We start from the raw sequence: 15895 nt of genomic DNA on the forward strand, positions 1-15895 counted from the left end.
CGATAAAGTGGTTACTCTGATAAATTAGCGTCCGATAAATTGGCAGACTGGTTAGCTTTAGATTTAATTATTTTGTGTGACAAAAGCGATCATACAGTACATTGAGGATTGCTAAGGCATTGTCACTGGCGACTGAATAATAGATTTGTTTGCCCTCGCGGCGGGTGTTGACCAAACCATCTTTACGCAAAATCCCCAATTGCTGAGACAGACTTGGTTGACCCAGTCCCACTTTCTCTTCAAGCTGGCTCACACAATGCTCACCTTGCGTCAATTGACACAGCAGCATCAAGCGGTCAGGATGAGATAACGACTTTAACAACTGGCTGGCTTTTCCTGCGGCAGCGTGCATTTGATCGAGCATGGTAGCATCCATCGACACAGGCGCATCGGACTGCGGTTCGGCAATTTCAGACATGACTTTTCCCCAAGGTGTTTTGATGGCTGATACGTAATGGCTGATACGTAATCGCTGATACTAGGTGCTGCTACCATCAAACTTATCACATAATTTTAAAATCAATAAACGTTTATGCTAATACAATATATTGAAAAACATATTATAAAATAATATAATGAATTAAGCAACGCCTTGCAATGCGGCTATTATACAAAAGTATAAAGTGTTTTTTCAGTTGAAATTGCCATAAAGATATGCCAAAAGCGTTTTTAGATAACAGGAAAACTTATGAACATTCATTCTTTTTTAGACAAAGACACTGAAACTTTTACCCACGTTCTAGTTGATGAAGCTAGCAAACACTGCGCCATCATCGACCCAGTATTGGATTTTGACCCCGCAGCCGGCAAAATTACTTATGACAACGCCAATAACGTCATTGGGTTTGTCAAATCACAAGGTTTGACCTTGGACTATATCATCGAAACCCACGCCCATGCCGATCATTTATCGTCCGCGCCTTATATCAAAGCGCAATTAGGCGGTAAAATAGTGATGGGTAAATATATCGATAAGGTGCAAAAAACCTTTAAAACCATTTTTAACTTTGACGACCTAGCCACCGATGCCAGTCAATTTGATATTTTGACTGAGGAAGGCAGCGAGCTAACACTGGGTGATTTGAGCATTACGGCCATGCATGTACCGGGTCATACCCCAGCCGATATGGCATATAAAGTGACGGATAAAAGCGCAGGCAAAGAAAAAATTGCGGTATTCGTCGGTGATACTATTTTTGCCCCTGATGTCGGCTCTGCACGCTGTGACTTTCCCCATGGTAGTGCCGAGGATTTGTATGACTCGATGCAGCGTTTATTAGCCTTGCCCGATGATACCCTGCTGTATCTTTGCCATGATTACCCACCCAAGGGCGGGCGTGAGCATATTGCAACGGTTTGTGTCGGTGAGCAAAAATTACGCAACATTCATGTCAAACAAGGCACGCCTAAAGCAGAATTTGTACGAATGCGTAACCAACGTGACAAAACACTTGCAATGCCACGTTTGATTTTGCCATCGGTACAAGTTAACATCAATGCAGGTGAATTGCCAAAACCAGAAGACAATGGCGTTCGCTACCTTAAAATTCCCTTAAATCAATTATCATAAAATAAGGAAAATAATAAATGAAAACCAATGTGGGCAACAAAGAGCGTATCGCGCGTGTTGTGGCAGGTCTAGCTTTACTAAAATCAGCGAAAAGCAAAAAGATGAAAATGCTTGGCTTAATACCCTTAGTATCGGGTGCGACGGGTCATTGTCCTTGTTATAGCATGCTAGGTATCAACACCGCCAAATCAGCAGCAGATAGCAAAAAACACTCTAAAGCGCAATCCAAAGACCATGCGCAAGATAGCGCTGATGACAAAAGCACCGTGATTGACAGTGCCATGCAAACAGCTGAAACCTTAAAAGAAACAGTTCAAGAAAAAGCAGCCACGCTTAAAGAGACTGCTCAGGAAAAAATAGAAGAACTTGCAGACGCCAAGAAAGCTGACCATGCAGACAAAGCGAAAAAGTCAGAACAATCAGAAAAAAAAGAGGCTTAATCTAGGCGGCTTTAATTTAAGCGAATGTGACATTCGTTATAGCCTAATAAAAGACTGAGAAAAGGCATCCGTTTGGGTGTCTTTTTTCGTTATACTAGCTTTTATCATTTTCAAGACAAACACAACTCAATGAAAAATACAGCGGTCAAATTTTGCGGCTTTACCCAACTTGAAGATATTACAAATGCGGTCAATCTTGGCGTGGATGCGGTGGGTTTTGTATTTTATGAGCCAAGTCCGCGAGCGGTGACCCCCGAGCAAGCCTGTGAGCTTGCCAAAGCAGTGCCTGCGTTTACCACAGTGGTAGCATTGGTGGTTAATATGCCCGAGCAAGAATTGGTTTATCTATCGCATCATGTGCCGTTTGATATCGTGCAGTTTCACGGGGATGAATCGCCACGAGAATGCAAGCTGATGGCGGATAGAATCAATAAACGCTGGATAAAGGCATTACGCATCAGCCATGATGACACCACGGAGACGATTGTCACCCAAATCCAAGCGCTTAAAGACTTTGGCGCGTGTAGCGTGCTACTTGACGCCTATCATCCCGATAAATTTGGCGGTACAGGTGATAGCTTTGATTGGGATAAAATCCCTAGAAACTCGCCGTTACCGATTATTTTGGCTGGTGGATTGACGGCGGATAACGTGGGCGAAGCGATTGCCAAAACCAATATCTATGGCGTGGATGTCAGCGGCGGCATTGAGTCAGCAAAAGGGGTGAAAAGTTTGGAGAAAATGCGTGAATTTGTGAATAAAGTGAGAAGTTAAATGGCATTTAACACAGACATTCAAGAAAAGCCCAAGCATTTGAATTTACTTATTATAATTGGCATTGTGATGTTTTTATACGTTTTAATCCGCCCTTTTTTAGATTGGAATGAAGGATTAACTGCAAGTATTGAAATAGTTTTGGTTGCCTTGTTTGTCGGGGCGTTTTTTCTCTTTGGCATTGTTAGTTTTATTTATATCTTTTTCAAAGCGATACCGAATTTTAAAAGTTTTGCACAGATGATTGGATTTTTAGCTTTTGTCCTTGTCTTTATATTTAGTGCATTATTTTTCGTTGAAAAAGCAGTAACACCAGCACTTTATGTGATTTTTGAAAATAAAAAAACTATCATAACAAGTGATTATCAAGTGAAATCTTATCAGCAAGCCAAAAGAGTTGGTGTGGACAACTACTTTCTATATTTTGACCATAACAAAGTTCAGATTAACAAATCAACTTATCAAAAATTAAGAACTGGTCAAATATATGATTTGACCGTTACTTATAAACCGAGAGCTGAAGTTTTGTATGACTTACAGATTTCACAAAAAAATCAAAACGATTGATAAATTAATAAAAAATGATATACTAACGTACTAGTATAATAGAACATTAAGAATGGTAGGGGATACAATGAATATCTTGGTCACAGGCGTAACCGCAGGGTTTGGCAAAGCGATTGCCGAATTACTCATCTCAAAAGGTCATACCGTCATCGGCACTGGCAGACGCCAAGAAAAACTGGACGAACTACAGAGCCAACTGGGCGATAACTTTATACCGCTAAACTTTGACGTATCGGACTTGCCCGCCACCAAAACCGCGCTACAAACTTTGCCAAATGATTTGCTTACCAACATCGACGTACTGGTCAATAACGCAGGATTGGCACTCGGACTTGAACCCGCGGATAAAACAGACTTTGCCGATTGGCAACAAATGGTCAATACCAATATTCTAGGCTTGATTCACTTAACCCATGAAATCCTGCCTAGTATGGTCGCCAACAACGACGGCTACATTATTAATTTAAGCTCAACTGCAGGTAATTATCCGTATTTTGGTGGTAATGTGTATGGCGCGACCAAAGCCTTTGTGACCCAGTTTAGCCTAAACTTACGTGCCGATTTGGTCGGTAAAAATATCCGTGTCAGTAATATCGAGCCAGGACTATGTGGTGGCACAGAGTTTAGCAATATTCGCTTTCATGGCGATGACGCCAAAGCCGCCCAAGTTTATGACAGCGTGCAATATGTCACCCCACAAGATATCGCCAATATGGTGGCATGGCTGATTGAACAGCCCAAACACGTCAATATCAACCGTATCGAAGTCATGCCCACCGCACAGACCTTTGCAGGCTTAAAAGTCGTTAAAGATTTATAAAATTAGAGAGAAGATAATGAACATTCAAAACCCAACTGAAGTAAAAGACTTCAATCAATACCCAGATGCCAGCGGACATTTTGGCATTCATGGGGGACGCTTTGTCTCTGAAACCCTGATGGCAGCGCTGGAACAACTTGAGCATATCTATAACACTGCCAAAGCTGACCCCGAATTTTGGAAAGCCTTTCAAGACGACTTGGTCAATTATGTCGGCAGACCAACGCCACTTTATCATGCCAAGCGCCTAAGTGATGATATCGGTGGGGCGCAGATTTATCTTAAACGTGAAGACTTGAACCATACAGGCGCTCACAAAGTCAACAACACCATCGGTCAAGCCTTGCTTGCCAAAATGGTCGGCAAAAAACGCATCATTGCCGAGACAGGCGCAGGGCAACATGGCGTAGCAACTGCCACCATCGCGGCGCGTCTGGGCTTAGAGTGCGTGGTGTATATGGGCGCAGATGATGTCGAACGCCAAGCCATGAACGTGTATCGCATGCGTTTGCTTGGCGCAACCGTGGTACCTGTCACATCGGGTACTCGCACGCTCAAAGACGCCATGAACGAAGCCATGCGTGACTGGGTCACCAATGTCGATAGCACTTATTATGTGATTGGCACTGTCGCAGGTCCGCACCCATACCCCATGCTGGTGCGTGACTTTCAAGCCATTATCGGCAAAGAAGCCAAACTACAACACTACCAAAAAACAGGCAAACTCCCCGATGCGTTGGTCGCTTGTGTCGGTGGCGGTAGTAATGCCATCGGACTGTTTTATGACTTTTTAAATGATAAAGACGTCAAAATGTATGGTATCGAAGCCGGCGGCGATGGGGTCGAGACAGGCAACCATGCTGCACCGCTTACCGTCGGTCGAGTGGGGGTATTACATGGCAACCGCACGTATTTGATGGCAGATGATGATGGGCAGATTTTGGGGACCCATTCGATTTCGGCAGGGCTGGATTACCCGGGCGTGGGTCCTGAGCATAGTTTCTTAAAGGATATCGACCGTGTGCAGTATGTACCTTGTACTGATGAAGAAGCGATGGTGGGATTTCGTGAATGTACCCAAAAAGAAGGCATTATTCCTGCACTAGAAAGCTCGCATGCCATTGCGTATGCGTTAAAACTTGCCAAGACCATGAGCAAAGACCAGTCGATTATTGTCAATCTGTCGGGTCGTGGGGATAAGGATTTGCATACGGTCATGAAACATGATGGAATTGAGATTTGATTGATAATCTGCTCAATTGGAATGGCTTAAATTCACTATGTTTTACATTTATAGTTATGAGAGATAAAGTTTAACGAGTTAATGTGGATGATGACAAATAATACCGAAACGACACAGCCATCTAATAGCTACAAAATAATTTATTATTTGTATATGGCTTTTGTTTTTTACTTTTTAATCGGTATTTATGCCAATTTTCACGAAGGTATTTGGGAGATTTTATACCAACTTAGTTCTAGTGCGGTCTTGCTTTCAATGGCGGTAGCTACCTATTTTATATTTCAAAAAATGCGACAAGAAAATGATAGTGTTTTAGCCGATATTAGAAGTGGCATCTTGGTCATCATATTTTTAGCAATTATATTATTTCTTGGTTCATTTGAATTTAAACAGAGCTTTTATGCTGTTTTTGAGCCCACTAAAACAGCGATTGCTGATGAATACACAACCCAAATAAAAGACTATCGTGGGACGAAACAGTATTATTTGTTTTTTGATGATAAAGAAAACCCAAACTCTTGCGATAGTCATATACAAAAGTGCAAATATCAATATAAAGTGAGAATCAATAGTGGCACTTATCAACAGATAAACAATAAACAGCAAATGGCAAAAGACAATCCTTTGAAAATATTCTATAAGCCGAAAGCTGAAATTTTAATGAAATGGGAAGCTATTTAAACTTCCCAATAAATTTACGCTAATATTAGGAAAACCTATGACCCGAATTGAAACCACCTTTAACACACTGAGAGAGCAAAACAAAAAAGCTTTAATTCCTTATGTGATGGCAGGCGACCCAAACCCAACTGTTACCGTCAGCTTACTGCATGAACTCGTTGACCACGGCGCAGACATCATCGAAGTCGGCTTACCATTTTCTGACCCCATGGCAGACGGTGAAACTATCGCACTCGCAGGCGAGCGCGCATTGGCAGGTGGCACCAGTACCCGCCAAGCGATTGAGATGGTAAAAGCGTTTCGCAAAACCAACACCACCACCCCAGTGCTAGTCATGGGCTATCTAAATCCGATTGAAATCATCGGTTATGACAAGTTTATTAGCCTTTGTCAAGATGCCGGGATTGACGGTGTTTTGATGGTTGATTTACCGCCACAAGAAGCGGGCGATTTTACCCAAAAACTCGCCAATTCCGCAATGAACGAAATCTTTTTACTTGCACCAACCACCTTGCCAGAACGTCGTGAGCAAGTGCTAAAACATGGCGGTGGTTTTATCTATTATGTATCGGTCAAAGGCGTGACAGGCTCAAAAGCATTGGATGCACAAGATGTCGGCGAACACGTCCAAGCGATTAAAGCACAAACTGCTTTGCCTGTGTGTGTTGGTTTTGGTATTCGTGATGGTGCATCGGCCAAAGCAGTCGGACAATATGCGGATGGCGTGATTGTCGGTAGTGAGCTGGTGAAAAACTTTGCGGATGTGGGCAACGATGAACAAAAAATCGCCCATGCCAAAAAAGCCATCTTAGATAAAATGGATGAGCTAAGAGAAGCGATTGACAGTCTTGAGTGATAGAATGGTTTGAGGTATTTGAGGTTAATCATTTCATTTATTGCTAAAATCAGTTAGCATACGCATTATAAAATGAGTTTGTACTTGTACACTCAAAAAACTACTATTCAATGGCACTGTTAAATTGCACTGTTAATAGGGACTTATTATGAGCACTGATATGAAGCCTCAACCGATGGGACAGACACTGGAAGAAACTTGGTTAAAACGCCCATTACCCACCATCAAGCCGCGTGCCAAGCAAATACTGACGGCGGTTGAGACCGAACCATCGACTCAATGTCCCAACTGTAATTCAATCATCACCAATACGGCGCTGATTTTTAATAATTACGTCTGCCCATCGTGTGATGAACATCTTAGCATGACCGCCCGCACGCGTCTGAACTGGTTTTTTGACCAAGTGGATGACGAGCTAGGGCAGCAGTACCAAGCAGGCAATCCATTAGACTTTGTCGATAGCAAACCTTACCCAACACGGATGAGCGAAGCGCAAGCCAAGACGGGCGAAACCGAAGCGCTTATCGTCATGAAAGGTAAACTCCAGCGGCTACCCGTGGTTGCCTGTGCGTTTGATTTTGCTTTTATGGGTGGCTCCATGGGCTCTGTGGTAGGCGATCGATTTGTGCTCGCTGCCGAGACGGCGCTCAAAGAACAAATCCCACTGGTGTGTTTTGCCGCATCGGGTGGCGCCCGTATGCAAGAGGGCTTGTTATCCCTCATGCAGATGGCGCGTACTGCCGCAGCGATTGAGAAACTCAAACACGCCAATATTCCTTATATTGTGGTACTGACCAACCCTGTGTATGGCGGCGTGACAGCATCGCTTGCGATGTTAGGCGATATCCATTTGGCGGAGCCCAAAGCCATGATTGGTTTTGCCGGCAAACGGGTGATTGAACAAACCGTTCGCGAGGTACTGGGCGAGCCCTTCCAGCGCGCTGAGTTTTTGGTAGAGCATGGTGTGGTCGATCAGGTCGTTCATCGTTTACAAATGAAAGAAACGATTCATCGCTTACTCAAAAAAATGACCTATTTTCGTCAGGCTCACTAATTCATTATTATCACGGTTTTATCCATGCAACAGTCAAGCTTACCCGCCGCACTCTCACCATCCCGATTGCCGCCTAGCGTTTTAAGCTCGTTAACCGAGTGGCTAAGCTATATGCAAGGCATCCATGTGTCCGCGATTGATATGGGGCTTGAGCGGGTGATACCCGTATTTCAAGCATTGGGTATAACGCAAACCGATGCCTTTGTATTTACTGTGGCAGGCACCAATGGCAAAGGCTCAACCACCGCCACTATTGCCAAGATTTGTCAACAAGCGGGCTATAAAACCGCTTTGTATCAATCGCCGCATCTACTGGTGTTTAACGAGCGTGTCAGAATCAATGGAGAAATGGTCGATGACCAAACTTTGATTGATGCGTTTGCCAAAATCGAGCAGGCGAGGATTGATTGTGGGTTGACACTGTCATTTTTTGAAATGACGACGCTTGCCGCGTTTTTGATTTTTGCCCAAAACCACTGTGATGTCTGGGTGTTGGAGGTGGGGTTAGGCGGTCGCCTCGATGTCGTCAATGTTATCGAGCCAAACCTTGCGGTCATTACCAATGTGGGTATCGACCATGTCGAATGGCTTGGCGACACCCGTGAAAAAATCGCTGCAGAAAAAGCCGGTATTTTGCGTAATAACATCACATTGGTGTATGGTGAAACCGATATGCCCTCGACCATCCCGCCTTTGATGGCACGGCACCATGCCCATTTGCTACAGTATGGCAAAGATTATGGCTATCGACATACTGACGATGCAGCGACATGGCAATATAGCAATAACGCGGTGACTTTATCGTTACCTATCCCCAATTTGTCTTTGCACAATACTGCAACGGCTATCACCGCGCTCTTAGCCAGCCCATTAACCATAATCCAAGACCACATCCAAGCTGCGTTACCGAAGGTAAAATTGGCTGGGCGTTTTGACAGCAGACGCATGTCAGCTCGCCAATGGGTGTTTGATGTTGCCCATAATGAGCATGGGATGCAGTTTTTGCTCAAACAGTTGACGCCGTATGTACATGCTTACCAACGCCAGCATCCAACCGCCAAATTGCATTTGGTCATATCCATGCTTGCTGATAAAGACATCGAGCCTGTACTCGCGCAGCTACAGCAATTCTCCCAGACGGTGATGCCGATTGACAGTGTTCACAGCGGCGTTATATCTCACCCTAGAGCCAGTAGCCAAGAGCGCTTAACTGAGCTGTTACCGCGCTATTTTAAAGCTGTATCTATTTTTGAGGATTTGAATTTGGCGACCCAATCGGTGATTGACCACAGCCAAGATAATGACCTGATTTTGGTGTGTGGCTCTTTTTATACCATCAGCGGTGTACTGACCAGCCAATCACTCAGTGAATAACGAATTTGTGCGTCAAATGATTTTACTTTTCAAAATTTTCAGTTAATATCTCAACAATGGTAAAAACTGCTAACGCGAATTTTGCTATGATTAGTCAAAATTCGTTGATTTTTATAGGTTGAAAAAATCATTTATCAAGACATACACACTAGGGTAATTGGCATGAAATTTTCTAAGCAAGCATTATTGGGTACAACGGTATTGTTAGGCGGTAGCGTGTTGTTATATGCCACTATGCACCAAGTCTTGAACGCGCCTGCCAAACCTGCAGCCAATAGCCAACAAGTTATCGCTAAACCCATGACAGATAAGCAATCAGCAATCAGCAACGAGCCACTCACCGCGGATATCGCAACTGAAAAAAATTTACTGGCGCAAAAACAAAAAGAACGGGAGCAACGGGTCGCTGCACAAGAACAACAAGCCCAGCAATACATGACCGAGCAACAGCGGATTGAAGCCGAAGCTCTAGCGCGTAGCCGTGCTGAAAATCAACTGTATGCCAATAAAAATGCCGCCAATACCAGTTCGGTGGTTGCCAGCTCAGTGACCGCGATTACCCAACCTGTGGTAAAGCCCCGACCCGTTGACAAGGTCGCCGCACCACCACAAACGCAAGTTGCAGTACCCAATAGCGTACAAAATACCGCACAGACCCAAAACGCTGCGCAAACTCGAAGCGCTGCGCAAACTAAAGTACAAGCAGCTACGCCAAAGCCCACGGTGGCAGCACCCGTCGTCGCACAGCCGCAGCCCGCGGCAAAAGCCACCCCTAGCAATCCTGGTGCCTATCAAGTGAAGGCAGGCGAGGGGTTGATAGGGTTGTCACGTCGCTACAATGTGCCAGTCGACGTATTGGCAAGCGTCAATAATCTCAAACCCACCAGCAGCTTACGTGTCGGGCAAACTATCACCATCCCGACTGCGGCACAAGTCAACCGTATTACCCAGCAAGCCCAAGCGCGAGAGCAACAACGTCAAAATGAGATTACTCGCAAAAGACAAGAAGCTGAACAAAAAAAGCAACAGGCGCTACTAGAGCAGCAGCAAGAAGTCTCCCGTAAAAAACAAGAAGCCGCGCAAAAAGAGCAGCAAAAACAGCAGGAAATCGCTCGCAAAAAGCAAGAATCCCAGTTAAAAGAGCAGTTAAAAGAGCAAAAACGTCAACAAGAAATCGCCCAGAAAAAATCAGAAGCTCAGCAGCAAGCCCAGAAAAAACAAGCATTCCAAGCGGCACAAGACAATTTAAGGCAGGCGCGTCAAACGGTAAAAGAAACGGATGCTAAAGGTACGTTTGGGGTACAAGTTGCATTGGCAACCGACCAAAAAAAAGCCAGTGAAATCACCCAAAAATTACAAGCGGCAGGCTACAAAGTCAAAACCACCCAAACGAGTAAAGGTGTACGTATCGTCGTAGGTCCAGAAAAAGGCAAAGTCGCTGCCTTGGCGCTCAAAGACAAGCTCAATAACGATAGCCGTGTGGATGTCAATAGCGGCTGGGTGCTATACTGGTAAGCCTATTTGACCTTTTAAAGCCAAACTATCCAAATAATGCGACATTTTGTGTCGCGTTATTTATTTATGCGCTTGTGAAAATCACCCAATAGAGGAATAATGCTGCCTTGTGGTAGTTATCCTATTAATACGAGTGTGTGGTTAGTGTGACAATTTTTTTAGTGTTAGCGTTTGTGGTGTTTATCCTGTTAGTGTTTGCCTTTCGCAGTAGTGGTAGTAGCCGTCAAGAGGTTATTAAGCCCGTTCGGGGGGATGAATTAGCGGTATGGCCGTTTGAGCCGATGCCAATCATGACGCCGACCGAAGTGATATTTTTTAATCGCTTGCAGCAAGCAGTGCCTGAGCTGATTATTTTTGGGCAAGTACAGTTATCGCGTATTATCATGCCAAATGACGATGACGATACTGACCAAGGCTTTTGGTTTAATCGTATTTGCCGTATGAGTGTTGACTATGTGCTGGTTGATCAAGACAAGCAAACCGTACTATTGGCAATTGAATTAGACGACTGGACGCACAACACTCGCCGCCGTCAGCAGCAAGATGAAAAAAAAGACAAAGCGCTGTTGAGCGCCGGCATTCCGATATTACGAATCGATGGGGAAGCCATGCCGGATGCGGCGCATTTACGCCGCAAAATCTTAGCGGTGCTAAGCTAAGATTAAAATCGCAAAAAACCGTAGAAAGTGTTGCATTCAAAAAAAAACTCGCTATAATACTCAAACTCAACATAGGCGATTAGTTCAATTGGTAGAGCGTCGGTCTCCAAAACCGAATGTTGGGGGTTCGAGTCCCTCATCGCCTGCCACATTTTAGTTAGGTTAGCGTATACGCTGTATTCCAATAATAAAATACGTTTTAATGATAGACAGGGCAGCCTTATGAAACAAATGCTAGAGAACAAACTAGCAGAGCTCAATGGCAAAAGGATGTCTGGTGAAAAAGTGGTTGTCCACGAACCTGCTGCTATTGAGATTGCCAAACGACACTCCCCTAAAGATTTTGCCCTGTGGATTTTTGCTTTTGTCGCATTAATCAGCGCAACTTTAGTTAATCAATATTTACCCGCATATTGGCAACCCGCTAGCAGTTTATGGACGCGCGTGGCTGTTATTGCTGGACTAATCATTGCTGCATTATTGGCACTGGCATTGACCAACCAAGGCAGTGCTTTTAAGACACTGTTGCAAGATTCCCGCGTTGAATTGCGCCGTGTGACTTGGCCGAGCAAACAAGAAACCCTGGAATACACTTGGCAAGTTGCAGTAGTGGCTGGGATATTAGCCTTTATCGTGTGGTTATTAGATACCGTATTTAGCCAATTGATTCAATACGTCATTGGTCAATAGTAAAAATTTAGCCAAACCCTTTTATTTGACCCACATTTGTGGGTTTTTATCTATCTAGCAATATCAATATTTTACCTGCATTGCTCATATTTGGTATAGTAGGCGATGTGTTTAGCAATGAATTAGAGGAAGATTATCCATGCGTTGGTATATCGTACAAGCATTTTCAGGCTTTGAAAAACAAGTGCAGCGTTCATTGATTGAACGTATCAATCGCAGTGAATACAAAGATTCGTTTGGTCAAGTACTCGTCCCAACCGAAGAAGTTATCGAAATGCGGGATGGCAAAAAACGCAAATCTGAGCGTAAATTCTTCCCAGGTTACGTATTGATTGAAATGGATATGAACGACAACACATGGCACTTAGTGAAAGACTGTCCACGTGTGATGGGTTTTATTGGCGGTACGCCAGAAAATCCTGCACCCATTACCCCAAAAGAAGCCGATACCATTTTAAATCGTTTAAATACCAACGAAAATAAACCGCGTCCAAAAACCTTATTTGAGCCAGGTGAAGAGGTGTTGGTCATCGATGGTCCGTTTACCGAGTTTAGAGGCTTGGTAGAAAAAGTGGATTATGAAAAATCACGCTTACAGTTAACCGTCAATGTCTTTAACCGTCCAACACCGGTTGAGCTAGAGTTTAAGCAAGTAGAAAAAATTAACTAATTTTTGCTAGATTTTCTTTTTTATGGGTTTTTAGCCCTAAAATTGTAACTAAGTGCCAAATTTAGCAATTTTTGCTTTACCTAAGTAAAAATTCGCTTATAATATGGCACTTTATTTTTTCTGTTGTCTGCAAGATTGACAATATCACCCGGGGAGCCAGATAGCCATTCGATGAATGGGAGTCTAGCGCTATTACCCATAACAGGAGTCTATCATGGCTAAAAAGATTGATGGTTACATCAAACTACAAGTGCCAGCTGGTAAAGCTAATCCATCACCACCTATTGGTCCAGCATTGGGTCAAAAAGGTGTGAACATCATGGCATTCTGTAAAGAGTTCAACGCAGCTACTTCTAGCATGGAACCAGGTCTACCTGTTCCCGTTGAAATCACTGTTTACAACGACAAATCGTTCACCTTCATCATGAAATCACCACCAGCGGCGTTCTTAATTCGCAAAGCTGCAGGTGCTGCTAAAGGTTCAGGCGTACCGAACAAAACTAAAGTAGGTAAAGTCGACCGTGCACAGTTAGAAGAAATTGCTAACACCAAAAACGCTGACTTAACTGCTGCTGACTTAGAATCTGCGGTTCGCACATTGGCGGGTACTGCTCGCTCAATGGGTATTGACGTGGAGGGTGTGTAAATGGCTAAATTAACTAAACGTCAAAAAGCAATCGCTGAAAGCTATGATGCGAACAAACAATACACATTGGCTGAAGCGGTAGAAATTCTAAACAAATTGCCACCAGCAAAATTCAAAGAGTCAATCGATATTGCTATCAATCTAGGCGTTGACCCACGTAAATCTGACCAAGTGGTTCGTGGTGCTACCAACCTACCTGCAGGTACCGGTAAAACCAAACGCGTTGCCGTATTTGCCCAAGGCGCAGCAGCTGATGCCGCAAAAGAAGCGGGTGCTGATATCGTAGGTTTTGAAGACCTAGCGGAAAGCATCAAAGCGGGTAACATGGACTTTGATGTTGTAATTGCGTCGCCTGATGCAATGCGCGTTGTCGGTCAATTAGGTACAATTTTAGGTCCACGTGGCTTAATGCCAAACCCTAAAGTAGGTACAGTTACTCCTAACGTTGCTGAAGCGGTTAAAAACACTAAAGCAGGTCAGGCAACTTACCGTGTTGATAAAGCAGGTATTATCCATACCACGATTGGTCAAGTAGGCTTTAGCGCCGAACAAATCGAGCAAAATGCGTCTGCATTAATCGCTGATTTGAAAAAAGCAAAACCTGCGACCTCAAAAGGTATTTACATCAAGAAAATCACCTTATCAAGCACGATGGGTCCTGGCATCAGCTTAGATGCAGTTCCTTATCGCAATGCCTAAGCGTTAACGCTTAATGGTAGATTTTTAACATATTTTAAATTTAGTTCAGCACAAACGGGTTGTGCTGTCTAAGACCGTAGGTTCTATTGGTTTAATCATAATTCTATTGGTTTAATCATAAATAGTTTAATTGTGAAAGTTTTTCACAGCCTACGCAGACGGGATGGCAGTTTAATTTATCATTGACTGCCACCGTATCGGAGTGATAATAAGTTGTACTTTAACTTATTATATTAACTAGGTTTATTGGTTCCCTAAGTTAATCATAACTAGGAAACTGATAATATGGAGACAACCCATGGCATTAAATCTTCAAGACAAACAAGCGATTGTTGCTGAAGTAAGTGAATCTGCCAAAGGTGCCCTTTCTGCTGTTGTTGCCGATGCTCGTGGCGTAACAGTAGGTAAAATGACCCAGCTACGTAAAGAAGCTCGTGCAGCGGGTGTTGATATGCGTATCGTGCGTAATACTTTATTACGTCGTGCGTTAGAAGACACTAACTACACTGTGTTAAATGACGTATTTGTTGGTCCAACACTTATCGCATTCTCAACTGAACATCCAGGTGCTGCGGCACGTTTGTTCAAAGAATTTGCTAAAACAAACGATAAGTTTGAAATTAAAGGTGCAGCTTTTGAAGGCGAGTTTATCGCTGCTAAAGATATCGATCGTTTAGCAAGCTTACCAACTTACGACGAAGCGATTGCGCGCTTAATGGGTACGATGAAAGAAGCCGCTGCAGGCAAACTTGTTCGTACTTTGGCAGCATTACGCGACAAAATGCAAGGCGAAGGCGAAGCCGCTTAATTTGTTTAAGCAAACTTAGCTACGCTTAGCATTTTTTAAACCAAATTCACTTATTTAGGAACACACATCATGGCATTAACTAACCAAGAAATTCTTGATGCAATCGCTGAAAAATCAGTAATGGAAATTGTAGATCTTATCTCTGCAATGGAAGAAAAATTTGGCGTATCAGCCGCTGCACTAGCAGCAGCACCTGCAGCTGCCGGTGACGCGCCTGCAGCAGAAGAAAAAGACGACTTCACCGTTGTATTAACTGGCGCTGGCGACAAGAAAGTAGCTGTTATTAAAGCAGTTCGCGAAATCACTGGCTTGGGCTTAAAAGAAGCTAAAGACCTAGTTGAAGGCGCACCACAAACAGTTAAAGAAGGCGTAGCGAAAGCTGAAGCTGAAGAATTGAAGAAAAAATTAGAAGAAGCAGGTGCATCAGTAGAATTGAAATAATTCTCGCACTTAAGTTCTCTAACCTTCAAAAAGCCATTATCGCACTTGCAATAATGGCTTTTTTTTATTATAATCATTCTCTTGACCTTTCGTGTCTGATTGAACATAAGATGGCACACGCACCAAGGACAGAATTGTTCCATGCAAGTTAGAAAGTCTGGTAATGCGTAAAAAACTTTAGCTAAATACCCCAAAGGTGTTTGGCTTTTTGTCGTATCTCCAGTTTTTGTTTGTATCGATTTTATATTATAGCGCTGATTAGGTTATGCATCCTGTGATGATTAACTTATCCGCTGATTGAGCAAGGTTTTAAGATTTCCGTTAGGAAATTGGATTTAAGTTGGTGACTTAAGATTGTAAGAATTGGGTCATCAAATCTTTTAAAAAT

19 protein-coding genes and 1 tRNA gene are annotated in these 15895 nt (G+C 43.4%); 19 read left to right on the plus strand and 1 reads right to left on the minus strand.

Annotated features, from left to right (window positions below):
- Positions 1 to 67: 67 nt before the first annotated feature.
- Positions 68 to 376, minus strand: a complete 309-nt coding sequence (locus tag AXE82_RS09475; RefSeq protein WP_197931512.1) for an ArsR/SmtB family transcription factor — start codon at positions 374 to 376, stop codon at positions 68 to 70.
- A gap of 312 nt (positions 377 to 688) precedes the next feature.
- Here AXE82_RS09475 and AXE82_RS09480 point away from each other — a divergent pair, with 312 nt between their 5' ends.
- The 19 genes from AXE82_RS09480 to rplL all read left to right on the plus strand — a co-directional run bounded on the left by AXE82_RS09480 (position 689) and on the right by rplL (position 15507).
- Positions 689 to 1570: an MBL fold metallo-hydrolase gene (locus AXE82_RS09480; RefSeq protein ID WP_062334059.1), complete on the plus strand. Its 882-nt coding sequence runs from the start codon at positions 689 to 691 to the stop codon at positions 1568 to 1570.
- Positions 1571 to 1587: 17 nt separating this feature from the next.
- Positions 1588 to 2010 (plus strand): YgaP family membrane protein, encoded by a 423-nt coding sequence (locus AXE82_RS09485; protein ID WP_062334062.1) that lies wholly within the window; start codon positions 1588 to 1590, stop codon positions 2008 to 2010.
- 129 nt (positions 2011 to 2139) lie between these two features.
- Entirely contained in the window at positions 2140 to 2784 is a 645-nt protein-coding gene (locus AXE82_RS09490; RefSeq protein WP_062334932.1) for a phosphoribosylanthranilate isomerase, read from the plus strand.
- Entirely contained in the window at positions 2785 to 3351 is a 567-nt protein-coding gene (locus AXE82_RS09495) for a hypothetical protein (protein WP_062334065.1), read from the plus strand.
- A gap of 67 nt (positions 3352 to 3418) precedes the next feature.
- On the plus strand, positions 3419 to 4171 hold the full coding sequence (locus AXE82_RS09500; protein ID WP_062334068.1) for an SDR family NAD(P)-dependent oxidoreductase: 753 nt from the start codon (positions 3419 to 3421) through the stop codon (positions 4169 to 4171).
- A gap of 16 nt (positions 4172 to 4187) precedes the next feature.
- Entirely contained in the window at positions 4188 to 5414 is a 1227-nt protein-coding gene (trpB, locus tag AXE82_RS09505) for a tryptophan synthase subunit beta (protein ID WP_062334071.1), read from the plus strand.
- 87 nt (positions 5415 to 5501) lie between these two features.
- Positions 5502 to 6095: a hypothetical protein gene (locus AXE82_RS09510; RefSeq protein ID WP_065252136.1), complete on the plus strand. Its 594-nt coding sequence runs from the start codon at positions 5502 to 5504 to the stop codon at positions 6093 to 6095.
- 37 nt (positions 6096 to 6132) lie between these two features.
- Entirely contained in the window at positions 6133 to 6951 is an 819-nt protein-coding gene (gene trpA / locus AXE82_RS09515; RefSeq protein WP_062334076.1) for a tryptophan synthase subunit alpha, read from the plus strand.
- A gap of 148 nt (positions 6952 to 7099) precedes the next feature.
- Entirely contained in the window at positions 7100 to 8005 is a 906-nt protein-coding gene (gene accD / locus AXE82_RS09520) for an acetyl-CoA carboxylase, carboxyltransferase subunit beta (RefSeq protein ID WP_050323991.1), read from the plus strand.
- 24 nt (positions 8006 to 8029) lie between these two features.
- Entirely contained in the window at positions 8030 to 9379 is a 1350-nt protein-coding gene (gene folC, locus AXE82_RS09525) for a bifunctional tetrahydrofolate synthase/dihydrofolate synthase (protein ID WP_082741460.1), read from the plus strand.
- Positions 9380 to 9541: 162 nt separating this feature from the next.
- Positions 9542 to 10894 carry an SPOR and LysM peptidoglycan-binding domain-containing protein gene (locus AXE82_RS09530; RefSeq protein WP_062334079.1) on the plus strand — a complete coding sequence of 451 codons (1353 nt, stop codon included), beginning with the start codon at positions 9542 to 9544 and terminating at the stop codon, positions 10892 to 10894.
- 146 nt (positions 10895 to 11040) lie between these two features.
- Positions 11041 to 11553 carry a DUF2726 domain-containing protein gene (locus tag AXE82_RS09535; protein ID WP_227713357.1) on the plus strand — a complete coding sequence of 171 codons (513 nt, stop codon included), beginning with the start codon at positions 11041 to 11043 and terminating at the stop codon, positions 11551 to 11553.
- A 73-nt stretch (positions 11554 to 11626) separates the two neighbouring features.
- Positions 11627 to 11702 (plus strand) — tRNA-Trp (locus AXE82_RS09540).
- A gap of 73 nt (positions 11703 to 11775) precedes the next feature.
- The gene (gene secE / locus AXE82_RS09545) at positions 11776 to 12243 is read left to right on the plus strand and encodes a preprotein translocase subunit SecE (RefSeq protein ID WP_036597689.1); all 468 of its coding nucleotides are present in this window, start codon (positions 11776 to 11778) and stop codon (positions 12241 to 12243) included.
- A 139-nt stretch (positions 12244 to 12382) separates the two neighbouring features.
- The gene (gene nusG, locus AXE82_RS09550) at positions 12383 to 12913 is read left to right on the plus strand and encodes a transcription termination/antitermination protein NusG (protein ID WP_062334085.1); all 531 of its coding nucleotides are present in this window, start codon (positions 12383 to 12385) and stop codon (positions 12911 to 12913) included.
- A gap of 214 nt (positions 12914 to 13127) precedes the next feature.
- Positions 13128 to 13559 (plus strand): 50S ribosomal protein L11, encoded by a 432-nt coding sequence (gene rplK / locus AXE82_RS09555; RefSeq protein WP_062334088.1) that lies wholly within the window; start codon positions 13128 to 13130, stop codon positions 13557 to 13559.
- Entirely contained in the window at positions 13560 to 14258 is a 699-nt protein-coding gene (gene rplA, locus AXE82_RS09560; RefSeq protein WP_062334091.1) for a 50S ribosomal protein L1, read from the plus strand.
- A gap of 298 nt (positions 14259 to 14556) precedes the next feature.
- Complete coding sequence (gene rplJ, locus AXE82_RS09565; protein ID WP_062334094.1) at positions 14557 to 15066, plus strand: 50S ribosomal protein L10; 510 nt, start codon at positions 14557 to 14559, stop codon at positions 15064 to 15066.
- Between the two features lie 69 nt (positions 15067 to 15135).
- On the plus strand, positions 15136 to 15507 hold the full coding sequence (gene rplL / locus AXE82_RS09570) for a 50S ribosomal protein L7/L12 (protein ID WP_007116395.1): 372 nt from the start codon (positions 15136 to 15138) through the stop codon (positions 15505 to 15507).
- The last annotated feature ends 388 nt before the right edge of the window (positions 15508 to 15895 follow it).

It is taken from the genome of Moraxella osloensis, from assembly GCF_001553955.1.
Taxonomy (GTDB): Bacteria; Pseudomonadota; Gammaproteobacteria; order Pseudomonadales; family Moraxellaceae; genus Faucicola; species Faucicola osloensis.

Bases quoted from the DNA above. Each gene is read 5' to 3' on its own strand.
- trpB (WP_062334071.1), top strand. From the start codon at position 4,188: ATGAACATTCAAAACCCAACTGAAGTAAAAGACTTCAATCAATACCCA.
- trpA (WP_062334076.1), top strand. From the start codon at position 6,133: ATGACCCGAATTGAAACCACCTTTAACACACTGAGAGAGCAAAACAAA.
- rplL (WP_007116395.1), top strand. From the start codon at position 15,136: ATGGCATTAACTAACCAAGAAATTCTTGATGCAATCGCTGAAAAATCA.
- AXE82_RS09490 (WP_062334932.1), top strand. From the start codon at position 2,140: ATGAAAAATACAGCGGTCAAATTTTGCGGCTTTACCCAACTTGAAGAT.
- AXE82_RS09530 (WP_062334079.1), top strand. From the start codon at position 9,542: ATGAAATTTTCTAAGCAAGCATTATTGGGTACAACGGTATTGTTAGGC.
- AXE82_RS09485 (WP_062334062.1), top strand. From the start codon at position 1,588: ATGAAAACCAATGTGGGCAACAAAGAGCGTATCGCGCGTGTTGTGGCA.
- secE (WP_036597689.1), top strand. From the start codon at position 11,776: ATGAAACAAATGCTAGAGAACAAACTAGCAGAGCTCAATGGCAAAAGG.
- accD (WP_050323991.1), top strand. From the start codon at position 7,100: ATGAGCACTGATATGAAGCCTCAACCGATGGGACAGACACTGGAAGAA.
- rplA (WP_062334091.1), top strand. From the start codon at position 13,560: ATGGCTAAATTAACTAAACGTCAAAAAGCAATCGCTGAAAGCTATGAT.
- AXE82_RS09480 (WP_062334059.1), top strand. From the start codon at position 689: ATGAACATTCATTCTTTTTTAGACAAAGACACTGAAACTTTTACCCAC.
- AXE82_RS09475 (WP_197931512.1), bottom strand. From the start codon at position 376: ATGGATGCTACCATGCTCGATCAAATGCACGCTGCCGCAGGAAAAGCC.
- folC (WP_082741460.1), top strand. From the start codon at position 8,030: ATGCAACAGTCAAGCTTACCCGCCGCACTCTCACCATCCCGATTGCCG.
- AXE82_RS09500 (WP_062334068.1), top strand. From the start codon at position 3,419: ATGAATATCTTGGTCACAGGCGTAACCGCAGGGTTTGGCAAAGCGATT.
- rplJ (WP_062334094.1), top strand. From the start codon at position 14,557: ATGGCATTAAATCTTCAAGACAAACAAGCGATTGTTGCTGAAGTAAGT.
- AXE82_RS09495 (WP_062334065.1), top strand. From the start codon at position 2,785: ATGGCATTTAACACAGACATTCAAGAAAAGCCCAAGCATTTGAATTTA.
- AXE82_RS09510 (WP_065252136.1), top strand. From the start codon at position 5,502: ATGATGACAAATAATACCGAAACGACACAGCCATCTAATAGCTACAAA.
- rplK (WP_062334088.1), top strand. From the start codon at position 13,128: ATGGCTAAAAAGATTGATGGTTACATCAAACTACAAGTGCCAGCTGGT.
- nusG (WP_062334085.1), top strand. From the start codon at position 12,383: ATGCGTTGGTATATCGTACAAGCATTTTCAGGCTTTGAAAAACAAGTG.